Here is a 21,535-nt window from a genome sequence, read left to right as displayed (position 1 = left end):
AAATGATAATTACGGAAAAAAAATCCTTATCAGTTACTCTTCTGAAGTTTAAAATTCTTAATTTTGACAATAAAAAAAGCCTCTCAATCCCCTTACGTAAGGGACGAAAGACCGCGTTACCACCCTAATTAATCATTTAAAATGATTATCTTAATTGAAATTTAACGACACAATCGCCGTATTGCTCATCGCAATCCCTCCGAGGCGGATTCACTAAATAACAAATATCAGTTTTCACCAACCACTGACTCTCTAAAATTGTTAAACAGTTACTATTCTCTTCAACGGTTTATAATTATTCAACTAATGTCATTATATATTCATAAATAATTTTTGTCAATACTCTTTTTTATTTTTTATTTATATTTTTTGTTGCTATTATATCGACACCTGTATTCAATATATTTTGACATATCAAATCTCCACATTTTATAGGTGTGCCCACATATAGCCTACTTAAAGCCTTAGAGCATTCTATAAATAATTCTTTATCTATTGGTTCTCTACTTTTGACAGGAACAACTTCTCCAGATGAACCCTTTATTCTTACAAGGGTAGTAAGTATTTGCTTACCCGACATTGTATTCACCTACATTTCATCAAATTCTTTTATTCTTCCTTTAACAATACTGCTATTTTCAGTCTTTTTTATTACTTCCGTAAGACTTTTATTAGTCTCTTTTGCCAAAATCTTAACTATCTTATCAATACAACAAGTTCCTAGGCATTCTCCATTGAATACTCCAGTTCTTCTCTTTATACCATTCAATGTCCTAGCTCCTAATGGTCTTCTTATTGAATCAATTATTTCTCCTTCTGTAACTTGATTACATCTGCAAATTATCTTTCCATAATCAGGATTCGTAGCTATTAGCTTTTGTCTCTGCTTATTGCTCATATCCCTAAATCTATATATTTCACGTCTTCTACCATAAAACTCTTTTTTCAATTTACAATTTAAATTTTTCACTATAGCTTCACCAACATTTCTGCTAATTGATGGTGTAACTGTAGATATTGCATAACTCTTACATTGTACTTTTATATATCCATCACTATCTAATTTATTTGTTATAACTATTTTATCATTAATGAATCTTGATTTGTAAAAATAAATAATGTCCTCTTCTTCAATATCTCCTATTACAGCTTTTAGTTTATCAAGTGCCTCGTCATATAGACAATCGTCCTTTGTAACAATTTTTACTATTATATTATCTTCAAAATCTCTAAATATATATGTACTATCACCCTTATTACTTAAGACTGCTATAGCATGTTTTAGACTAGCTTTAACTTTTCTATCTAATACAAAATAAATTAAATTACTAATATTTTTTTTAGAACCTTTATCTTCTTTTCCGTCTACTAAAATAGGGCTACTTGCATCAGGAATAGTATTTATAACTATTTTACATGTAAACTTATTTTTACTTGTAGTTACATTAAACCCCTTAGATATTTTCTTTATCTCAATTACCTTTTCATTTAATCTAAAATTAACACCATTATCAAAGGCTACTTCTCCATAAGCTAAGGCCAAATCATCAGCACATACAATTCCAATATCTTTTAGTTCAATACCTTTATTATTTATGTCTTTTAATATTATACTCTTAGCTATTGCTGACTCAATATTTGCTAAACTTGCATCTTTTATTCCTCTTTTTATTCCTCTGCTATATATTTTATTTATTGTGTCCTCATTTTCTTTATCACGTGAACACACAATAGCATTCACCTTCTTAAATGGTACTGAAAGCACCGAACAAATTTTCTCAATTTCCTGATTTCCTTCAGTCTCTAACCCATAATTAAAATTATATTTAGACTCTATTCCATCATACACTAAGTCTGAATTTACTATAGAAGTATCATCACCAATTTCATATTCTTTTTCTATAAGAGATACATTTAAACTATATTTAGATAATTCATAAGCTATCGAGCAACCTATTATACCTCCACCTAAAATTAAAACATCATAATCCATAAAATCCCCCCTTACAGATTTTATAATCTTTAATAGTGAATACTTACTATACTCTTATCGGTTACTAAATTATATATATACTGAGAATCTGCTATTGAAAGCCTTATTCCTCCATTAGTATCGCACTTTCCTAGATTATTTTTTTCTCTTATATTTTCATCATATACTATTTTACCACCTTTTTTTATTTCATTAAAGGAAACTGAATTTATAAAATAATCACCAAAAAATTCCATACCATACATTGCGTTTTCCCCTTCTCTTTTGTTTGATAAATTTTGTACCTTTTTTTTAATTGTAAAAATCCCCATTGGTGTCTCTTTGTATTCATCGCCTTTAATGCCTGTTGAACATTTAATAGGTTCTTTATTTAAAATGACATTGTTTCTATATACATTTAGACTTTGAGATGTGATATTAACATCTATTAAAGTATCTGAATTTATATATTTTAGACCTGTAAGATTATCAGTATTTTTCTTAATCCAACCATTAATGAATATACCATTATTATCAACATGATTTGTTTCACAATAAATATATCCATTCTTTTCTTTTGTAGCTACAACCTCTTCTCCTTTATTAAGTGTATATATATCAGCTGTTCCTTTATCTATGTTAGTTACAAGCTGTACATTATTCTTATTTATATAATAAGTATTTTTACTACAATCAATTGAAGAAAAAACAGCAATATTATCTTTAAACTTATACTTCATTTCTTGCTTAACTTCAGCTTTAACTTTCTTCTCATATGAAATACTAGGTGGAACATAATCTCCTGGCTTATCATCTTTAGTAAAGAATATAGGCGCTACTATAATTGAACATGCTACTATTGAACTAATTAAGCTTGATAATAAAAATTTTAATATTTCTTTCTTAATCATTTTTTTCCTCCACTTATTTGTTATTATTTACACAAAAGCATAATTTAAACAAATAAATGGATTAAAAAAATTATAGGCTACAAAATATAACCTATAATTTAAAAATCTATTTATTCAATTCATCTAAAGTCTTACCTAGTTTATTTATATAATCACCATATTTTGACCAATCGCCATTCTTTTGAGCATCAACAGCCTGATTATATAAATCCTGAGCCTGCTTTAATTTATCCTTATTATTTGAACTATCAGTAGATGTTCCTCCTGTTTCAGTTCTAGTTTCAGATTGATTATTACTGCTATTATTAAATATTTGATTCAATGCCTCATCTATACTATTAGCCATAACCATCTTATTCCCAAAGGATACAATAACCCTTTTCACCTCAGGCATACTATTTTTTCCTTGTGCTCTTAAGTAAACTGGTTCTACATATAAAAGAGAATTTTTTATTGGTATTATAGACGTATCTCCAAATTGAACACTTGATCCTTGAGTATTCCATAGTGAAACTTCTTTTGATATTGAAGGATCTTGATTTAACTTTTGCTTAAATAAATATGGGCTATAAACTGTTTTATCTGTTGGAAGCTTATATAAAATTAACTTTCCATAGTTGTTCCCATCCATCCTAGCTCCAAATATAGCTGACATATTATCTTTATCTTTCATATTGAAATACTCCATTAGAACCATCTCAGATTTATTCTCTCCTGGAAGTCTCATTATAAAGTACGAAGCATCATTTACTCCCTTTTCGCCATTTATTTGTTTTTGATTCTTAGCAGTTTCCCAAAGATCTTCACTATTATAAAAAACCCCTGTATCAGTTACATGATATTTTCCTAAAACATTGCACTGAGTGGAAAATAAATCTTCTGGGTATTTAAAATGACTTCTTATATCTTTTGGAACTTGACTTACATCTTTAAATAATCCAGGAAAAATCTTAGAATAGCTGTTTGCTATAGGGTCATTTTTATCTACAATATAAAAGTTGGTTGTGCCATCTACTGCATCTATAACAACTTTAACAGAATTTCTTATATAATTAACATTGTTATATGGTTGGGAATAAGGAAATCTATCAGAAGTCGTATATGCATCTACAATCCAAAATAACTTGCCACCGCTTAAAACCACATAAGGATCTTTATCATAACTTAAAAATGGAGCTATTTTATTTAATCTATCCATTATATTTCTATTGATTAAAATCTTACTATTACTAGTTATATTCTCTGACAGTAAAAAGTTAGAATCTCTCTTATTTATGGCAAATATAAGTCTATTTAAAATATTTGCCTTTATTCCACCTTTCCCATCATAATTATTAGTTTTATTTTTACTTCCATCTGGATAGTCAAACTCTCCAAGAGTATTGTTTGCAATAGCATAATCATCCGTTTCTTCACCATAGTATATTCTAGGATTTGTAATCTTAAGATTAGTGCTATTTTGAGGAGGTATATCTTTTATTACAAAGTTCGGTTGTCCCTCGCTAGTTACTGAATTAACCTTACTCATAACCAAGCCATATCCATGTGTATATATAAGATGCCTATTTTGCCAAGTATCTGCATTTCCTTCAAGTGATTTACTATCTATTTCTCTTGGTGCTAAAAATACTTCACTGTATTTTCCACCTATATTATACCTATCAACATCTAAATCTCTAAAATCATAGTAATACCTAACCACTTGCACTTGATTATAAAACTCCAGTGCAGGTGTTACCGAATTTACTTTTATATTATTTACTGTATCTCTATTACTATCTATATCTGCTTGCGTTAAACTATCACTTGATGGAAAATTACTTTCTGATAACTTATCTATATTAAAAGCTTTCCTTGTATATTCTATATTATTTTTAATATAAGGAGCTTCTAAATTCTTTTCATTAGATTTAACAATTAAATTTTGAACTATTTCAGCCGTTATGCTTTGGCCTATAATTAATATTAGTATAGCTACTATTGATACAAATATAGGCTTAATTTTATATTTGATTATGCTTGTAAAAATAACAACTGATGATACTATAGCTGCTGCAATTATAATTACGTAAAATACAAGTGATACATGTATGTCTGTATATCCTCCACCATATACAACACCACGTGGAGAATAAACTAAATTAAATGACCTTATAGCATAACCTACTGCTACCAAAAACATTATCAAACCTGAAATTATAGCAAACTGCCTACCTGCAAAGTCACTTAATCCCTTAAAAAATTCCTTGAAACTAATATTAATACCACCAATATTTCTATTATAAACTCTATCTCTTAAACTTAATACTATATAGAGAATAACTGTAAGTACAGCCATAAATATTAGAAATAACAGCATGACTCCATACAATGATTCTATAAGTGGCAATCTAAATACATAAAACGATACATCAAGATTAAAAATAGGATCCTTGATATTAAAACTATTCCCACTAGTAAACTGTAGTATTCTATACCAATATACTGAAGACGTAAAGTATGCGACAAAAAAAGATGCTATAACATCAATTACAATAGCTACTCTTTTTTTTAATTTTTCAGTTTTTACATTAACTTCAACAACCTTATTCCATTTTATAATTATTTTCCTTATACTTTTATAATAAAACCAAAGTCCAGTATATATAATAATAAAAATAGGAATCATAAGTTTTAATATAGCAGCAAGCTTTGTAAAATACACAGACGTATATCCTATTTCTTTAAACCATTCTAAATTAATTATAAAGTCTGTTACCTTACCAAATGAACCAACTATAACTAATAAGAATAAAATTATAGTTACAATAGTAACTTTCTTCTTCAAAAAACTCACCTCATATTTTTTATTTCTAATCAGATATTATGTAGTTCTTTCTAGTCAATTCATCTACAATATTATTCATATCCTCTTCGTTATCAGTTCTTATTGTATGAAGGTGAACTCCTCCTGTAAGAATTGAAAGAGGTTCTGCACTATAATCTCTAATTTTATTCATAAAGTTTTTTACATCAAAAAGTGTTCTAATCATAAGTATTCCTCTTATTTCTCCATAAAGAGGATGTTCTATAATTACATCTTCTACAACTCCTCCAAACTTAATAACAGAATTAAGTTCATCTTCTATTGCATTTCTCTCATGTACTACTGCAAGAACTCTCTTTATAGAATTAGAATTATTTTTATTAATTATATATCCTTTAGGCGTTGCAATTATTTTGTGTCCTTTTGCTCTAAGTATTGCTATATCTTTTACAATCACTTGTCTTGTCACACCTAATTCTCTTGCTAGGGTACTTCCCTTAATAGGCTCATCATTATTTTCTAATTTGTTTTTTATATTTTCTCTTCTTTCTTCAGAAATCATTTTATATCACCATATCTTACTCCATATTTATATATTTAATTTTACCATAAACACTAAAAATATAGTTCTCAAATTAATTTTTATCATCATATTTTTTTAATATATTAAGTTTTAAATTATTATTAATACTATTATTATGATGATTTTTTACTAGAAATAATACTTCTTCATTTTCTATATCTTTTAATATATAATAACCTATATCTCCATGATTATAATAGCAATTAACCTTTTTTAATTTACTTAACCTTTTTAATTTTCCTTTAGTTATAAAATCTAATATAACTAATATTGATTTATCTATTAAGTTAAGCTTTACATATATTTTACCTATATCATGTAAAAGCGCCGCTTTTATTATATCTTTTTGATTACATATCTTCTCAACATCTCTTGCAACATTTATAGAATGTTTTTGCTCATGGATAGATAGTTTATAAAATAATTCTTTTTCATTTGTATTTAAACTCTTTTCAATATATAATTTATCATCATCACTAATATACGAAGACACATATTTAAAAAATTGATTTATTCTCCCTTTAATCAATGTATCTCCTCCTCTTTATATTTACTTAAAATTATATAATGAATAAAATAAAAAAGATAGCAGTTTTATCTGCTATCTTTTTTATGGTGGAGAATAAGAGATTCGAACTCTTGACCCCCTGCGTGCAAGGCAGGTGCTCTCCCAGCTGAGCTAATCCCCCATGGTGGACCTTCAGGGACTCGAACCCCGGACCGACCGGTTATGAGCCGGTTGCTCTAACCAACTGAGCTAAAGATCCATTACCCGGCAATGACCTACTCTCCCACAGGGCTGCCCCTGCAGTACCATCGGCGCTTTGGTTCTTAACCTTCGTGTTCGGTATGGGAACGGGTGTTACAACCAAGCTATGGTCACCGGATTAATTTATTTAGTTTTTGAAAGCATTTGTACTTTCAAAATTGCATAGTAATCTTAATATATTTACCTTTATATTGGTCAAGCCCTCGACCTATTAGTATCAGTCAGCTTAAAATGTTACCATTCTTACACCTCTGACCTATCACCTGTTGTTCTTACAGGGGTCTTACTAACTTATGTTATGGGAAATCTAATCTTGAGGTGGGCTTCACGCTTAGATGCCTTCAGCGTTTATCCCTTCCCGACATAGCTACCCAGCCGTGCCTTTGGTAAGACAACTGGTACACCAGAGGTCAGTCCATCCCGGTCCTCTCGTACTAAGGACAGCTCCTCTCAAATTTCCTTCGCCCGCGACGGATAGGGACCGAACTGTCTCACGACGTTCTGAACCCAGCTCGCGTGCCGCTTTAATGGGCGAACAGCCCAACCCTTGGGACCTACTTCAGCCCCAGGATGCGACGAGCCGACATCGAGGTGCCAAACCTCCCCGTCGATGTGGACTCTTGGGGGAGATCAGCCTGTTATCCCCGAGGTAGCTTTTATCCGTTGAGCGATGACCCTCCCACGAGGTGTCACCGGATCACTAAGCCCGACTTTCGTCTCTGCTCCACTTGTTTGTGTCGCAGTCAGGCTCCCTTCTGCCTTTGCACTCTACGCGCGGTTTCCAACCGCGCTGAGGGAACCTTTGGGCGCCTCCGTTACTTTTTAGGAGGCGACCGCCCCAGTCAAACTGCCCTCCTAGCTATGTCCCGTGACCAGTTTCATGGCCTCCGGTTAGAACCCCAGTACTGTCAGGGTGGTATCCCAAAGACGACTCCACAATCCCTGACGGAACTGCTTCCAAGTCTCCCACCTATTCTGTACAGACAATACCGAGATTCAATGCTAAGATACAGTAAAGCTCTACGGGGTCTTTCCGTCCAATCGCGGGTAGCAAGCATCTTCACTTGCACTACAATTTCGCCGGATTTGCTGTTGAGACAGTGCCCAAATCATTACGCCATTCGTGCGGGTCGGAACTTACCCGACAAGGAATTTCGCTACCTTAGGACCGTTATAGTTACGGCCGCCGTTTACTGGGGCTTAAGTTCATGCCTTCGCTTGCGCTAAGCATTCCCCTTAACCTTCCAGCACCGGGCAGGCGTCAGCTCCTATACTTCAGCTTTCGCTTTAGCAGAAACCTGTGTTTTTGATAAACAGTTGCTTGGGCCTATTCTCTGCGACCTACTCTCGTAGGCACCCCTTCTCCCGAAGTTACGGGGTCAATTTGCCGAGTTCCTTAACAGCAATTCTTCCGATGGTCTTAGGATTCTCTCCTCACCTACCTGTGTCGGTTTGCGGTACGGGCACAGAGCTCCTGGATAGAGACTTTTCTTGGCAGCATGAAATCAGATATTTCGGTAGTAAACTACCTCACCATTACACCCCAGACTTAACGAAAGACGGATTTTCCTATCTTTCATCCTCAGTGCTTAGACGTACTTCCAATAACGTACGCATATCCTATCCTCCTGCGTCATCCCATTTCTCATAACGTTATTCTGCGGTATCCGAATATCAACCGATTGTCCATCACCTACGCCTTTCGGCCTCGGCTTAGGTCCCGACTTACCCTGGGCGGACGAACCTTCCCCAGGAAACCTTAGGTTTTCGACCACTAAGATTCTCACTTAGTTCTCGCTACTTATGCCAGCATACTCTCTCCTGTACAGTCCACCGCTCCTTTCGGTACGACTTCAGCCCATACAGGATGCTCCTCTACCACTTGTACGAAGTACAAGTTCACAGCTTCGGTGTTAGATTTTAGCCCCGGACATTTTCGGCGCAGGATCTCTTGACTAGTGAGCTATTACGCACTCTTTTAATGTATGGCTGCTTCTGAGCCAACATCCTAGTTGTCTTAGAAATCCCACATCCTTTACCACTTAATCTATACTTTGGGACCTTAGCTGGTGATCTGGGCTGTTTCCCTTTTGACTACGGATCTTATCATTCGCAGTCTGACTACCATGATTCAAGTATCCAGCATTCGGAGTTTGATAAAGTTCGGTAACTGTTGTCAGCCCCTACCTCATTCAGTGCTCTACCTCCGGTACTCATTCATGGCGCTAGCCCTAAAGCTATTTCGAGGAGAACCAGCTATATCCGAGTTCGATTGGAATTTCTCCCCTATCCACAGCTCATCCCATGGTTTTTCAACACCATTGTGGTTCGGGCCTCCACGGAATTTTACTTCCGCTTCACCCTGGCCATGGATAGGTCACCCGGTTTCGGGTCTACAGCATGCAACTATACGCCCTATTCAGACTTGGTTTCCCTTCGGCTGCGCACCTTAAGTGCTTAACCTTGCTGCATACCGTAACTCGCTGGCTCGTTCTACAAAAAGCACATCATCACACATTAACGTGTTTTGATCGGTTGTGGACACACGGTTTCAGGTTCTATTTCACTCCCCTCCTGGGGTTCTTTTCACCTTTCCCTCACGGTACTTCTTCACTATCGGTCACTAGGTAGTATTTAGCCTTGGGAGGTGGTCCTCCCAGCTTCCCACAAGGTTTCACGTGTCTCGTGGTACTCTGGTACAGATCGGGCTTTTTTCTCTTTTTACCTACAGGACTATTACCTTCTATGGTTTAACTTTCCAGAAATCTTCGGTTAAGATATAAAGCTTTAATGATCTGACCGCAACCCCGGAAACAAGTTTCCGGTTTGGGCTCTTTCCGTTTCGCTCGCCGCTACTAAGGAAATCGATTTTTCTTTCTCTTCCTCCAGGTACTTAGATGTTTCAGTTCCCCGGGTTTACCTCTATATACCTATGAATTCAGTATACAGTTCATGGGGTTACCCATGAGAGTTTCCTCATTCGGAAATCTTCGGTTCACAGGCTATTTGCGCCTACCCGAAGCTTATCGCAGCTTATCACGTCCTTCATCGGCTCCTAGTGCCAAGGCATTCACCATGCGCCCTTTGTAGCTTGACCTTAAGTAAATATATTTAAATTCAAACAACAAAGAATTAACTTTGCCTTGCTTTAGAGTATTACTCTATATTGATTACTATGCAATTTTCAAAGTACAAATTTAGAGAGAATTAAACTCTCAAAATTAAACAGAGAACAAAGAACCTTCATGGAAATTACATTTCCATGTCGACTCCTTAGAAAGGAGGTGATCCAGCCGCAGGTTCTCCTACGGCTACCTTGTTACGACTTCACCCCAATTATCAACCCCACCTTCGACCGCTGGTTCCAAAAGGTTACCTCACGGGCTTCGGGTGTTGCCGACTCTCATGGTGTGACGGGCGGTGTGTACAAGACCCGGGAACGTATTCACCGCGACATTCTGATTCGCGATTACTAGCAACTCCGGCTTCATGTAGGCGAGTTTCAGCCTACAATCCGAACTGGGATGGGGTTTTGAGTTTTGCTCCACCTTGCGGTATTGCATCTTTTTGTCCCCACCATTGTAGCACGTGTGTAGCCCTAGACATAAGGGGCATGATGATTTGACGTCATCCCCACCTTCCTCCCGGTTAACCCGGGCAGTCTCACTAGAGTGCTCAACTAAATGTTAGCAACTAATGATAAGGGTTGCGCTCGTTGCGGGACTTAACCCAACATCTCACGACACGAGCTGACGACAACCATGCACCACCTGTCATCCTGTCCCCGAAGGGACTTCATCCATTACGGACTAATTCAGGAGATGTCAAGTCTAGGTAAGGTTCTTCGCGTTGCTTCGAATTAAACCACATGCTCCGCTGCTTGTGCGGGTCCCCGTCAATTCCTTTGAGTTTTAATCTTGCGACCGTACTTCCCAGGCGGAATACTTATTGTGTTAACTGCGGCACAGAAGGAGTCGATACCTCCTACACCTAGTATTCATCGTTTACGGCGTGGACTACCAGGGTATCTAATCCTGTTTGCTCCCCACGCTTTCATGCCTCAGCGTCAGTTACAGTCCAGAAGGCCGCCTTCGCCACTGGTATTCTTCCTAATCTCTACGCATTTCACCGCTACACTAGGAATTCTGCCTTCCTCTCCTGCACTCCAGACATCCAGTTTGAAATGCAGCCCCCAAGTTAAGCCCGGGGATTTCACATCTCACTTAAATATCCGCCTACACATCCTTTACGCCCAGTAAATCCGGACAACGCTTGCCACCTACGTATTACCGCGGCTGCTGGCACGTAGTTAGCCGTGGCTTCCTCCTATGGTACCGTCATTATCGTCCCATAAGACAGAGTTTTACGATCCGAAGACCTTCATCACTCACGCGGCGTTGCTGCATCAGGGTTTCCCCCATTGTGCAATATTCCCCACTGCTGCCTCCCGTAGGAGTCTGGACCGTGTCTCAGTTCCAATGTGGCCGATCACCCTCTCAGGTCGGCTACGCATCGAAGCCTTGGTGAGCCGTTACCTCACCAACAAGCTAATGCGCCGCGGGTCCATCTCATAGCGAATAAATCCTTTGGCTCAAGAATCATGCGATTCTCGAGTATTATGCGGTATTAATCTTCCTTTCGAAAGGCTATTCCCCACTATGAGGTAGGTTACCCACGTGTTACTCACCCGTCCGCCGCTGGGAACCGAAGTTCCCCGCTCGACTTGCATGTGTTAAGCACGCCGCCAGCGTTCGTCCTGAGCCAGGATCAAACTCTCAATTTAAAAGTTTGATATAATACAGATGCTAATCTGTATTCCTTTAGCTCATCGCTAAATTTATTTAAATAGAATAAATTCTATTCAAAAGAATTGCTGGTTCTTTAATTCTCTGTTTAATTTTCAAAGTTCAATTGTTCGCTGCACTAGACAGCTTAATTATAATATCATTTTTATTTAATCTTGTCAACTACTTTTTTTTATAATTTTGAAGATTAAATTTTGCTGCACTCACGTGACAACATGTAATATATTATCACATAAAATAACTTATACTTCATTCTTTTTGCTTATTTATATAAAATACGTATACTTTTCTTCTATTATTTACATTATACTTTATATTTCACATATTGATACTCACGGGGTAGTTTATTTTGCATTTTAAGATAAAAACTCGTGAAACACTACCATTTCACGAGTTTTATATACTTATATTCTATTATTCTTCACTATTATTTTCTTCAGCATCATGAACTTCTGAGACTTCTTCACTGTCCTCAAGCTGTTCACTATCATCTTTATTTATTTTAGCTAGAGCTAGAACTTTCTCGTCTCCATTATTCCTCATAAGAGTTACACCCATAGCATTTCTGCTTGTAGTTGATATATCTGAAACATTGATTCTTATGGCTATGCCCAAGTTATTTATAAGCATAAGCTCATCGCCATCTTCTACCATTCTAACTCCTACAAGTTTTCCTGTTTTATCTGAGACCTTATATGTTATAAGTCCCTTTCCACCTCTGTGTTGACATTTATATTCTCCTACATGTGTTCTCTTACCAAAACCATTTTCACTTACAACAAGAACATCACTTTCTTGATTAGGAACTTCCATGCCTACTACAAAGTCATCTTCTTTAAGAGTTATACCTTTTACCCCAAGAGCATTTCTTCCTAAAGGTCTTACATCAACTTCATTAAATCTTATCGCAAGTCCTTTATTTGTTACAATTATGATATCATCATCACCTTTAGTGATTCTAACAGAAACTAGTTCATCATCATCATTAAGGTTTATAGCAATAAGACCACTTTTTCTTATGTTTTTATACATACCAACAACAGTCTTCTTTATTATTCCTTTCTTAGTACACATAACTAAGAAGCTTTCCTCATCAAACTCTTTAATTGATATAACTGCCTGTATTTTTTCATTTGGATCAAGCTGCAATAAGTTAACAACATTTGTTCCCTTTGCTGCTCTTCCAGCCTCTGGTATCTGATAGGCTTTAAGCTTATACATTCTTCCTTTGTTTGTAAAGAACAATATATTATTATGTGTTGATGTTATAAAGATATTTTCAACAAAATCATCTTCTTTTGTTGTCATTGCTTGTATACCCCTTCCCCCTCTTTTTTGAGAAGTATAGGTATCAGCATTTATTCTTTTTATATAACCTGCATGAGTAAGAGTTATAACAACATTTTCTTCCTGTATTAAGTCCTCTATATCAATATCATTTTCAGCTCTTTCTATTGCAGTCTTTCTTTCATCACCATATTTAGCTTTTATCTCATTAAGTTCATCTCTTATTATTGCAAGTATCTTGTTTTCATCAGCAAGAATACTTTTTAATTCAGCTATAGTTTTCATTAGCTCATTGTACTCGTCTTCTATCTTTTCTCTTTCTAAACCAGTCAACCTTTGGAGTTTTAAATCAAGTATCGCTTGAGCTTGTTTTTCAGAAAGTCCAAACTTATCCATAAGTCCTAACTTTGCCTCTTGTGCTGTCTTAGAACCTCTTATTAAACTTATTACCTCATCTATATGATCAAGTGCTATTTTAAGACCTTCTAAAATATGTGCTCTTGCTGAAGCCTTTTCAAGATCAAATTCAGTTCTTCTTCTTATAACTTGCTCTTGGAATTTAATATAATGCTGCAAAATTTGCTTTAGATTAAGAACTTCTGGTCTGTTATCAACTAAAGCTAACATGTTTATTCCAAAAGTATCTTGAAGTCTAGTATGCTTATATAGCTGATTTAATATTATATTTGAATTGGCATCCTTTTTTATCTCTATTACAATTCTCATTCCATCTCTGTCAGATTCATCTCTAAGATCACTTATTCCTACAATTCTCTTATCTTTAACAAGGTCTGCAATACTTTCTACTAGTCTTGCCTTGTTTACCTGATATGGAATTTCTGTAATTATGATTTTCTGCTTACCATTATCTTCAACTTCTATTTCACTTTTAGCTCTTACTGTTATTTTTCCTCTACCAGTCTCATAGGCAGCTCTTATTCCAGACTTGCCCATTATTATTCCTGCTGTAGGAAAGTCAGGTCCTTTTATCTGAGCCATAAGCTCAAGAATTGTTGCTTCTGGATTATCTATAAGCATTGTTATACCATCTATAACTTCACCTAAATTATGGGGTGGTATATTTGTAGCCATTCCAACAGCAATACCAGCTGAACCATTTACAAGTAAGTTAGGAAATCTCGATGGTAAAACAACCGGTTCTTTTTCTTCACCATCAAAGTTAGGAATAAAATCAACAGTATTCTTTCCTATATCTCTTACCATTTCAAGAGCTATCTTATTCATTTTAGCTTCTGTGTATCTCATAGCAGCAGCAGAGTCACCGTCAACCGAACCAAAGTTTCCATGACCATCAACAACTGTGTATCTTAAGTTAAAGTCTTGAGCTAATCTAACCAAAGCACCATAAACAGAAGAATCTCCATGCGGATGATACTTACCTAAAACATCTCCAACTATTCTAGCGCATTTTCTATATCCCTTTTCAGGTGTTAAACCCAATTCATGCATTGAATATAATATTCTCCTATGAACTGGCTTAAGTCCATCTCTTACATCTGGAAGTGCACGGCTTACTATAACGCTCATTGCATAATCTATATAACATTTTTTCATTTCACTGCTTATATCTACAGGTAAAACTTTTCCTTCATTTAGCATACATCATCACACCTCTTTTAATGTGTTAAACATCAAGGTTTACAACTTTAGTAGCATTTTCTTCTATGAATTTTCTTCTTGGATCAACCTTATCTCCCATAAGTATTGTGAAAATTTCATCTGCTGCCATAGCGTCCTCTATGTTAACCTTTATTAACGTTCTTTGCTCAGGATTCATAGTGGTTTCCCATAACTGCTCAGGATTCATTTCTCCTAAACCTTTGTATCTCTGTATATCAGTATTTTTATCCTTACCACCAACATCTTGAAGCACATCTTCTAATTCTTTATCGCTATAAGCATAATATTCTTTTCTAGTCTTTGTAACTTTATATAAAGGCGGCTGTGCTATAAATACATGACCTTCTGATATAAGCTCTGTCATATACCTATAGAAGAATGTAAGTATAAGTGTTCTTATATGCGCTCCATCAACATCGGCATCGGTCATTATAATAATCTTGTGATATCTCAATTTAGATACATCAAAATCTTTACCTATTCCTCCACCAAAAGCTGTTGCCATAGCTTTTATTTCCTCTGAGTTAAGTATCTTATCGATTCTTTGCTTCTCAACGTTCATTATTTTACCTCTAAGAGGCAATATAGCTTGGAACCTTCTATTTCTTCCTTGCTTTGCAGAACCTCCCGCTGAGTCTCCCTCAACGATATATATTTCGCATTCCTCTGCATCCTTTGATGAGCAATCAGCTAATTTTCCTGGAAGGGATGTACTTTCAAGAACAGACTTTCTTCTAGTAATTTCTCTTGCCTTTTTAGCAGCTTCTCTTGCTCTAGATGCTACTAAAGCCTTATCTATAACTAATTTACCTATTTGAGGATTTTCTTCAAGATAAGTGCTTACTCTTTCACTTATTATGCTATCAACAATTCCTCTAACCTCAGTATTTCCCAACTTTGTTTTTGTTTGTCCCTCAAACTGAGGTTCTGTAAGTTTAACTGAAACTACTGCTGTAAGTCCTTCTCTTATATCTTCTCCTGATAGGTTTTTATCATTTTCTTTTAAATATCCAAATTTCTTTGCATAATCATTTATAACTCTTGTTAATGCTGTTTTAAATCCAGCAAGATGTGTTCCACCCTCAATAGTGTGTATATTATTAGCAAAAGAAAATATATTTTCATTGTAACCATCATTGTATTGAAGAGCTATTTCAACAGAATAATTTGAATCAATTGAACCTTCTACATAAATTGGTTCTTTAAATACAACTTCCTTGTTTCTATTTAAGTAGCTTACGAATGATTTTAATCCACCTTCATAATGGAATATCTCATTCTTATCATGTCTTTCATCAGTGAGTTCAATCTTTATTCCCTTATTTAGAAAAGCTAATTCTCTCAATCTTTGGGATAATGTATCATAATCATACTCTGTATCCTCAAATATTTCAGGGTCTGGTTTAAAATATATTTTAGTTCCGTGCTCATCACTATCACCTATTTTTTCAAAAGGTGATGCCACCTTACCCCTATGATAAGTTTGTTTCCATATATGTCCTTCGGTTTTTACTTCTACTTCACAAGTTTCAGATAAAGCATTAACAACAGACGCACCAACTCCATGAAGACCTCCTGATACTCTGTAAGCTCCGCCTCCGAATTTTCCACCCGCATGTAGAATTGTCATTATTACCTCTACAGTTGGCTTTTTCATTTTATGGTGTATACCTATAGGCATACCTCTACCATCATCGGATACTGTTACTGAATTGTCCTTATGTATAAACACTTTTATATGGCTGCAATATCCGGCCAAAGCTTCATCTATACTATTATCAACTATCTCGTATACAAGGTGATGTAAGCCTCTTGTACCAGTACTTCCTATGTACATACCTGGTCTTTTTCTTACAGCTTCGAGACCTTCAAGAACCTGTATCTGACTTTCATCATAAATTTCATTTTTTTCTGACATTAGTATCCTCCTACTCTAACTTTTATGGTTCTAAGTAAACAACTTCTGATCTTTTGCTTAAAGTTGAAGATGAGATTGGGGATAAAAATATTTTACTCTTTTTATCCACTTCTGCAATAACAAAGGATTTAGGAGCCTCATTTGTTATTCTTTCAACAAATCCATCCTCTTCTGACATCCTCAAAAATTGACTTGTATCTGCACTATACATAGTCGTTTCAATATCAAAAATTCCGATAACGTCTTTTATTGGAACAACTACATTTTCTCCCAAGTGTAAAAACATACTTTCCCTCCTTATTTTACTAATATTCAGCAATCCTACCATTATCAATTCTAAATACATTGAAATCATTTTTTAAATATTTCTCTATATCACCAATACCTGTACAAGTTATTAACGTTTGTATTCCTTCTAATGAGTTCAATATATATTCTTGCCTACTTTCATCTAATTCAGACAAAACATCATCAAGTAAAAGTACAGGCGTCTCACTCGAAATCTCTTTTATAATTTGTATCGAAGCAAACTTTATTGTTAAAACAGATGTTCTTTGCTGTCCTTGTGAACCAAAGCTTCTAGCGTCTATTCCATTTATTTTTATGCTAAAGTCATCCCTATGTGGACCAACAGAAGTATTTCCCTTTTCAACATCTCTTTTATAGCTATCTTTAAATAAAGAAAATAATTCTTCTGAAATATTTTCTCTTCCCTTAACATGAGTTAGATACGTAAATTCAATCTCCTCTTTGCCCTTGGTTATATCTGAATGAATTATTTTACCTTTTTCATTTAACTTATTTAAATACTTTATCCTGCTTTCAATTAGAGAACTACCAAATTTACTTAGCTGCTCATCATAAACACTTATCATATCATTATTTAAAAATTTTTTATTTCTAAGCATAATATTTCTTTGATCTAATATTTTATTATATTGGACAAGCTTATAATAATATCTATGATCTAATTTGGATATCTCCATATCCAGAAACTTTCTCCTATGTCCAGGAGATTCTTTTACAATTTTTAAGTCTTCTGGTGAAAACATAACCACGTTAAATATTCCAAACAACTCAGATATCTTTTTTAATTTTATCGAATTTATATTTATGCCTTTTTTGCCACCCTTAAATATTTTTATCTCTATTTTTTTATCAAGCGGTTTCCTAGACAAATTCAACCTTATAAAAGCCTCATCTTTATCCCATTTAATAAGTTCCTTATCCTTATTTGTGCGATGAGATTTTCCAAGGCTGCAATAAAAGATACTTTCAAGTATATTTGTTTTTCCCTGCGCATTATTTCCGGTTAAAATATTAACTTTTTTATTAAAGTCAATCTCTATATTATCATAATTTCTAAAATTATCTAAGTATAAATTTTTTATATACATAATAACACCTATTATTATAACATAAGTATCAATTCCAAGTCTAAATTATACTATTTTATAAGTTTCGCCCTCAAATTCTACGTTGTCACCCTTATATATTTTCTTACCTCTTCTAATTTCAACTTCTCCATTAACTTTTACGTCGCCATTTAATATATACATTTTTGCTTCAGAACCTAGAGTGACTGCTCCACACCATTTGAGTAAAGAATCCAACTTTATAAATTCAGTATTAATACTTACTTCTTTCATAATTACTTTTTTCCTCCTGAAACATAAATTTTAGATTGTAGCTAATCTTACTGGCAAAATTAAATAAGTGGAATCATCATTTTCCTTATTTTTAATAATGCAAGGACTTATGCTACTTGAAAAGTTCATTACAATTTCTTCCTGATTCATGATTTTAAGCACATCTATTAAATATTTTGAGTTAAATGCAATTTTCAAAGGCTGACCTTGCAAAATTATATTTATTTCTTCTCTTACGTTTCCCAATTGAGAATTGGACGTTATAATCATTACATCATCCTCGATGTCTAATTTTATCAAATTGTTATTTCCATCCTTAGCCATAAGTGAAGCTCTCTCTATGCAGTCTAACAATTCTTCTTTTCTAGCCACAATATTTAAGTTGTATTCTTCAGGTATTATTGAATTATATTTTATAAATTCACCTTCAAGTAGTCTTGATATTATCTTAGTATTTCCAAGATTGAATAATATATGGTTAGAAGTAAATGTAATATTTACATCACCATCATCCTCTAAAATTTTAATAACTTCATTTAGTGTTTTTCCTGGAATTACTGCATTTATACTGGTTTCGTTATCTATGTATTGGCTTCTTAAAGCTAGCCTATACCCATCAATAGCAACTAAATTTAATTTGCTATCTTTTATTTCAAATAAAACGCCTGTTAATATAGGCCTTGTTTCATCCTGAGCAATAGCAAATATAGTACCTTTTATCATAGTTTTTAATGTTTTTTGATTTATTTTGAAGATTGAGTTTTCGTCTATCTCTGGTAAGCTTGGAAAATCATTTGGATTTAGATACACAAGTGTTAGCTTTGATTTATTACAAGTTATTTCAACACAATTATTCTCAATAGTTTGTATCTCAACCTTGGAATTAGGCAGCTTTCTAATTATTTCACTTAAAAGCCTAGCATCTAAAACAACTTTACCTTCTTCTAAAACTTCTACATTTATTTTAGTTTCAATACTTAAATCTATATCAGAACCAATTAAAGTTAATTCGTTATTTTGAACACTCATGAGTATACCTTGTAATACTGGCATTGTTGATTTTCCTGTAACAGCTTTTTGAGCTGTAATAATTGCTTCTTGTAATATATTTTTTTCACATATAAATTTCATTATAATATCCTCCTTATTAACAATTATAAAGAATAGAAAAGTAGATAAGGTATAATAAAAACTAAGTAGTAATAGTAGTAGGGAGTGTGGATTTGTTGATAAGTGGATAAACTCAACAAATATCAAGGTTTGCAAGAAAAAAATAACTGTGGATAATTTATTAACAACTACTTTACGTTATCAACAGTATTAACATGCAAAGTAAAATATAAAAAGTATCCACAATTTATTATAGATAAATAATAAACAACTGTTATTATTTTGGAGAGAATCTCTTTGTAATCTCATTTATTGTATATTTTAAGTCATCATCTTCTTTTAAAGCAGAAGAGATTTTTTCATATGCATGAATTACAGTTGTATGGTCTCTTCCTCCAAACGCTTCTCCTATCTTAGGCAAGGACATATCAGTTAGTTTTCTAGAAAGATACATTGCAATTTGGCGTGGGAAAGCTATATTTTTTGTACGCCTAGCTGATTTAAAGTCCTCTATTCTTAAATTAAAATAGCTAGAGACTACATCTTGGATTAAATCTATAGTTATCTGCTTATTTTGTTTACTAGAGATAATATCCTTAAGTGCCTCAGATGCTAAATCTACACTTATCTCTTTATTCGTAAGAGATGAAAATGCAACTATTCTTATAAGTGCACCTTCAAGCTCTCTTATATTTGATTTTATTTGAGTTGCTATGTATACCATAACGTCATTAGGTATGTTTAAATGCTCAACATCGGCTTTTTTCTTAAGAATTGCAATTCTTGTTTCAAAATCAGGTGCTTGTATATCTGCTATTAAACCCCATTCAAATCTTGAACGCAACCTATCCTCCAATGTAGGTATTTCCTTAGGTGGTCTATCACTGGAGAGTATAATTTGTTTGTTATTTTCATGTAGAGCATTGAAGGTATGAAAAAATTCTTCTTGAGTCCGCTCTTTACCGGCTATGAACTGAACATCATCAATTAAAAGCACATCCACATTTCTGTATTTGTTTCTAAATTCAACGTTTTTGTCGTCCTTAATTGAATTTATAAGCTCATTTGTAAATTTTTCAGAAGAAACATATACAACTTTAGCTTTTGGATTATTATCAAGTATGTAATGACCTATAGCTTGCATAAGATGAGTCTTTCCAAGTCCAACTCCTCCATATATAAATAATGGATTGTAGGCTTTTGCAGGAGCTTCAGCAACAGCAAGGCATGCAGCATGAGCAAATCTATTACTATTACCAATTACAAATGAATCAAATTTGTATTTTGGATTAAGCATAGAAGAACTAGTATCTGTATTTACATTGTTTGTATCGGTTTCTTGATCTTCATCGGTTTCCAAAGCTTCTTCAGAGGAAATTAAAAATGCTATGTCATATTTTTTAGTAGTTATTATTTTCATAGAATTTATTATTAAATCTTTATATCGATTTTCGAGAATTTCCTTTGTAAATTGATTTGGAACACTAAGGCGTATACTATCTTTATCAATAGATATAGGAGTGATACTTTTTATCCAAGTGTTAAAGCTTACTTCCGTTAATTCACCTTTTATTATGTTTATGGTTTTTTGCCACAGTTCATTTAATTGGGCAGCCATAGTATATCCTCCTGTCTAAAAAAATTTATTTTAAATAAAGTAATCAACAAGTTACTAACATAGATATAAACAAAAATAAGTATACATTAGATGTTTTGACATATGCACTAAAAAATATTCACATGTGCATAAAAATGTTAATGTGTCTCTATAGAAATTAGTTATCCACAAATCTATAGTAATAATATTAACACATAATTTGAATTGAGAAAATAATTAATAAAAACAAAAAAAAAATAAAATTAAAAACAAGTTATCAACAGAGTTATGCACAGATTGTGTATAACTTGTTTTTAAAAAAGTTATTAACAGCCCTTTCATAATAATATCAAAACACAGGTAGGTATTCAAGAAATTATCCACAAAAAGTTTTTTTTATGTGAATAATTTATCAACAGAAGTGAAAAATTTAATATGTAAGGAATAAAATCTCATTGCTAAAGGTTGGCAGAATCGTTTTTCTTGA

Annotated in this window: 13 protein-coding genes, 2 tRNA genes, 3 rRNA genes and 1 other annotated feature; all 18 genes read right to left on the bottom strand. The window is 33.7% G+C overall.

Annotation, left to right across the window (positions count from 1 at the left end):
- Window positions 1–96 precede the first annotated feature (96 nt).
- Window positions 97–294 (bottom strand) — a binding site (T-box leader).
- 55 nt (window positions 295–349) lie between these two features.
- The 18 genes from CA_RS00090 to dnaA all read right to left on the bottom strand — a co-directional run bounded on the left by CA_RS00090 (window position 350) and on the right by dnaA (window position 21,069).
- Window positions 350–580, bottom strand: coding sequence for a DUF1667 domain-containing protein (locus CA_RS00090; RefSeq protein WP_010963342.1), 231 nt, complete (start codon window positions 578–580; stop codon window positions 350–352).
- Between the two features lie 9 nt (window positions 581–589).
- Entirely contained in the window at window positions 590–1,993 is a 1,404-nt protein-coding gene (locus CA_RS00085) for an NAD(P)/FAD-dependent oxidoreductase (RefSeq protein ID WP_010963341.1), read from the bottom strand.
- 29 nt (window positions 1,994–2,022) lie between these two features.
- Entirely contained in the window at window positions 2,023–2,883 is an 861-nt protein-coding gene (locus CA_RS00080; protein WP_010963340.1) for a L,D-transpeptidase, read from the bottom strand.
- A 106-nt stretch (window positions 2,884–2,989) separates the two neighbouring features.
- A complete protein-coding gene (locus CA_RS00075; RefSeq protein WP_010963339.1) occupies window positions 2,990–5,710 on the bottom strand; it encodes a UPF0182 family protein in 2,721 nt (906 codons plus the stop codon).
- A gap of 25 nt (window positions 5,711–5,735) precedes the next feature.
- The gene (locus CA_RS00070) at window positions 5,736–6,251 is read right to left on the bottom strand and encodes a transcription repressor NadR (protein ID WP_010963338.1); all 516 of its coding nucleotides are present in this window, start codon (window positions 6,249–6,251) and stop codon (window positions 5,736–5,738) included.
- A gap of 73 nt (window positions 6,252–6,324) precedes the next feature.
- Window positions 6,325–6,801 (bottom strand): HD domain-containing protein, encoded by a 477-nt coding sequence (locus CA_RS00065; RefSeq protein WP_010963337.1) that lies wholly within the window; start codon window positions 6,799–6,801, stop codon window positions 6,325–6,327.
- A gap of 84 nt (window positions 6,802–6,885) precedes the next feature.
- Window positions 6,886–6,961 (bottom strand) — tRNA-Ala (locus tag CA_RS00060).
- Between the two features lies 1 nt (window position 6,962).
- Window positions 6,963–7,039, bottom strand: a tRNA-Ile gene (locus tag CA_RS00055).
- Window positions 7,040–7,042: 3 nt separating this feature from the next.
- Window positions 7,043–7,159, bottom strand: a 5S ribosomal RNA gene (gene rrf / locus CA_RS00050).
- Between the two features lie 73 nt (window positions 7,160–7,232).
- Window positions 7,233–10,138, bottom strand: a 23S ribosomal RNA gene (locus tag CA_RS00045).
- Window positions 10,139–10,318: 180 nt separating this feature from the next.
- Window positions 10,319–11,824 (bottom strand): 16S ribosomal RNA (locus tag CA_RS00040).
- Together the 16S, 23S and 5S rRNA genes with 2 tRNA genes alongside form the textbook arrangement of a ribosomal RNA operon.
- 436 nt (window positions 11,825–12,260) lie before the next feature.
- Entirely contained in the window at window positions 12,261–14,753 is a 2,493-nt protein-coding gene (gene gyrA / locus CA_RS00035) for a DNA gyrase subunit A (RefSeq protein WP_010963336.1), read from the bottom strand.
- 25 nt (window positions 14,754–14,778) lie between these two features.
- Window positions 14,779–16,692 (bottom strand): DNA topoisomerase (ATP-hydrolyzing) subunit B, encoded by a 1,914-nt coding sequence (gene gyrB / locus CA_RS00030; protein ID WP_010963335.1) that lies wholly within the window; start codon window positions 16,690–16,692, stop codon window positions 14,779–14,781.
- Between the two features lie 22 nt (window positions 16,693–16,714).
- Window positions 16,715–16,978: an extracellular matrix regulator RemB gene (remB, locus tag CA_RS00025; RefSeq protein ID WP_024026196.1), complete on the bottom strand. Its 264-nt coding sequence runs from the start codon at window positions 16,976–16,978 to the stop codon at window positions 16,715–16,717.
- A gap of 19 nt (window positions 16,979–16,997) precedes the next feature.
- On the bottom strand, window positions 16,998–18,089 hold the full coding sequence (gene recF / locus CA_RS00020) for a DNA replication/repair protein RecF (protein WP_010963333.1): 1,092 nt from the start codon (window positions 18,087–18,089) through the stop codon (window positions 16,998–17,000).
- 45 nt (window positions 18,090–18,134) lie between these two features.
- Complete coding sequence (gene yaaA, locus CA_RS00015) at window positions 18,135–18,341, bottom strand: S4 domain-containing protein YaaA (protein ID WP_010963332.1); 207 nt, start codon at window positions 18,339–18,341, stop codon at window positions 18,135–18,137.
- Window positions 18,342–18,371: 30 nt separating this feature from the next.
- On the bottom strand, window positions 18,372–19,472 hold the full coding sequence (dnaN, locus tag CA_RS00010; protein WP_010963331.1) for a DNA polymerase III subunit beta: 1,101 nt from the start codon (window positions 19,470–19,472) through the stop codon (window positions 18,372–18,374).
- 256 nt (window positions 19,473–19,728) lie between these two features.
- Entirely contained in the window at window positions 19,729–21,069 is a 1,341-nt protein-coding gene (dnaA, locus tag CA_RS00005; protein ID WP_010963330.1) for a chromosomal replication initiator protein DnaA, read from the bottom strand.
- Window positions 21,070–21,535 lie beyond the last annotated feature (466 nt).

Origin of the sequence: Clostridium acetobutylicum ATCC 824, assembly GCF_000008765.1 — a bacterium.
Taxonomy (GTDB): Bacteria; Bacillota; Clostridia; order Clostridiales; family Clostridiaceae; genus Clostridium_S; species Clostridium_S acetobutylicum.
Note: the sequence above shows the minus strand (reverse complement) of the source record. Positions and strands in the feature narration are given on the sequence as shown.

Bases quoted from the DNA above. Each gene is read 5' to 3' on its own strand.
- recF (WP_010963333.1), bottom strand. From the start codon at position 18,089: ATGTATATAAAAAATTTATACTTAGATAATTTTAGAAATTATGATAAT.
- gyrB (WP_010963335.1), bottom strand. From the start codon at position 16,692: ATGTCAGAAAAAAATGAAATTTATGATGAAAGTCAGATACAGGTTCTT.
- yaaA (WP_010963332.1), bottom strand. From the start codon at position 18,341: ATGAAAGAAGTAAGTATTAATACTGAATTTATAAAGTTGGATTCTTTA.
- CA_RS00080 (WP_010963340.1), bottom strand. From the start codon at position 2,883: ATGATTAAGAAAGAAATATTAAAATTTTTATTATCAAGCTTAATTAGT.
- dnaA (WP_010963330.1), bottom strand. From the start codon at position 21,069: ATGGCTGCCCAATTAAATGAACTGTGGCAAAAAACCATAAACATAATA.
- remB (WP_024026196.1), bottom strand. From the start codon at position 16,978: ATGTTTTTACACTTGGGAGAAAATGTAGTTGTTCCAATAAAAGACGTT.
- CA_RS00090 (WP_010963342.1), bottom strand. From the start codon at position 580: ATGTCGGGTAAGCAAATACTTACTACCCTTGTAAGAATAAAGGGTTCA.
- gyrA (WP_010963336.1), bottom strand. From the start codon at position 14,753: ATGCTAAATGAAGGAAAAGTTTTACCTGTAGATATAAGCAGTGAAATG.
- dnaN (WP_010963331.1), bottom strand. From the start codon at position 19,472: ATGAAATTTATATGTGAAAAAAATATATTACAAGAAGCAATTATTACA.
- CA_RS00070 (WP_010963338.1), bottom strand. From the start codon at position 6,251: ATGATTTCTGAAGAAAGAAGAGAAAATATAAAAAACAAATTAGAAAAT.
- CA_RS00085 (WP_010963341.1), bottom strand. From the start codon at position 1,993: ATGGATTATGATGTTTTAATTTTAGGTGGAGGTATAATAGGTTGCTCG.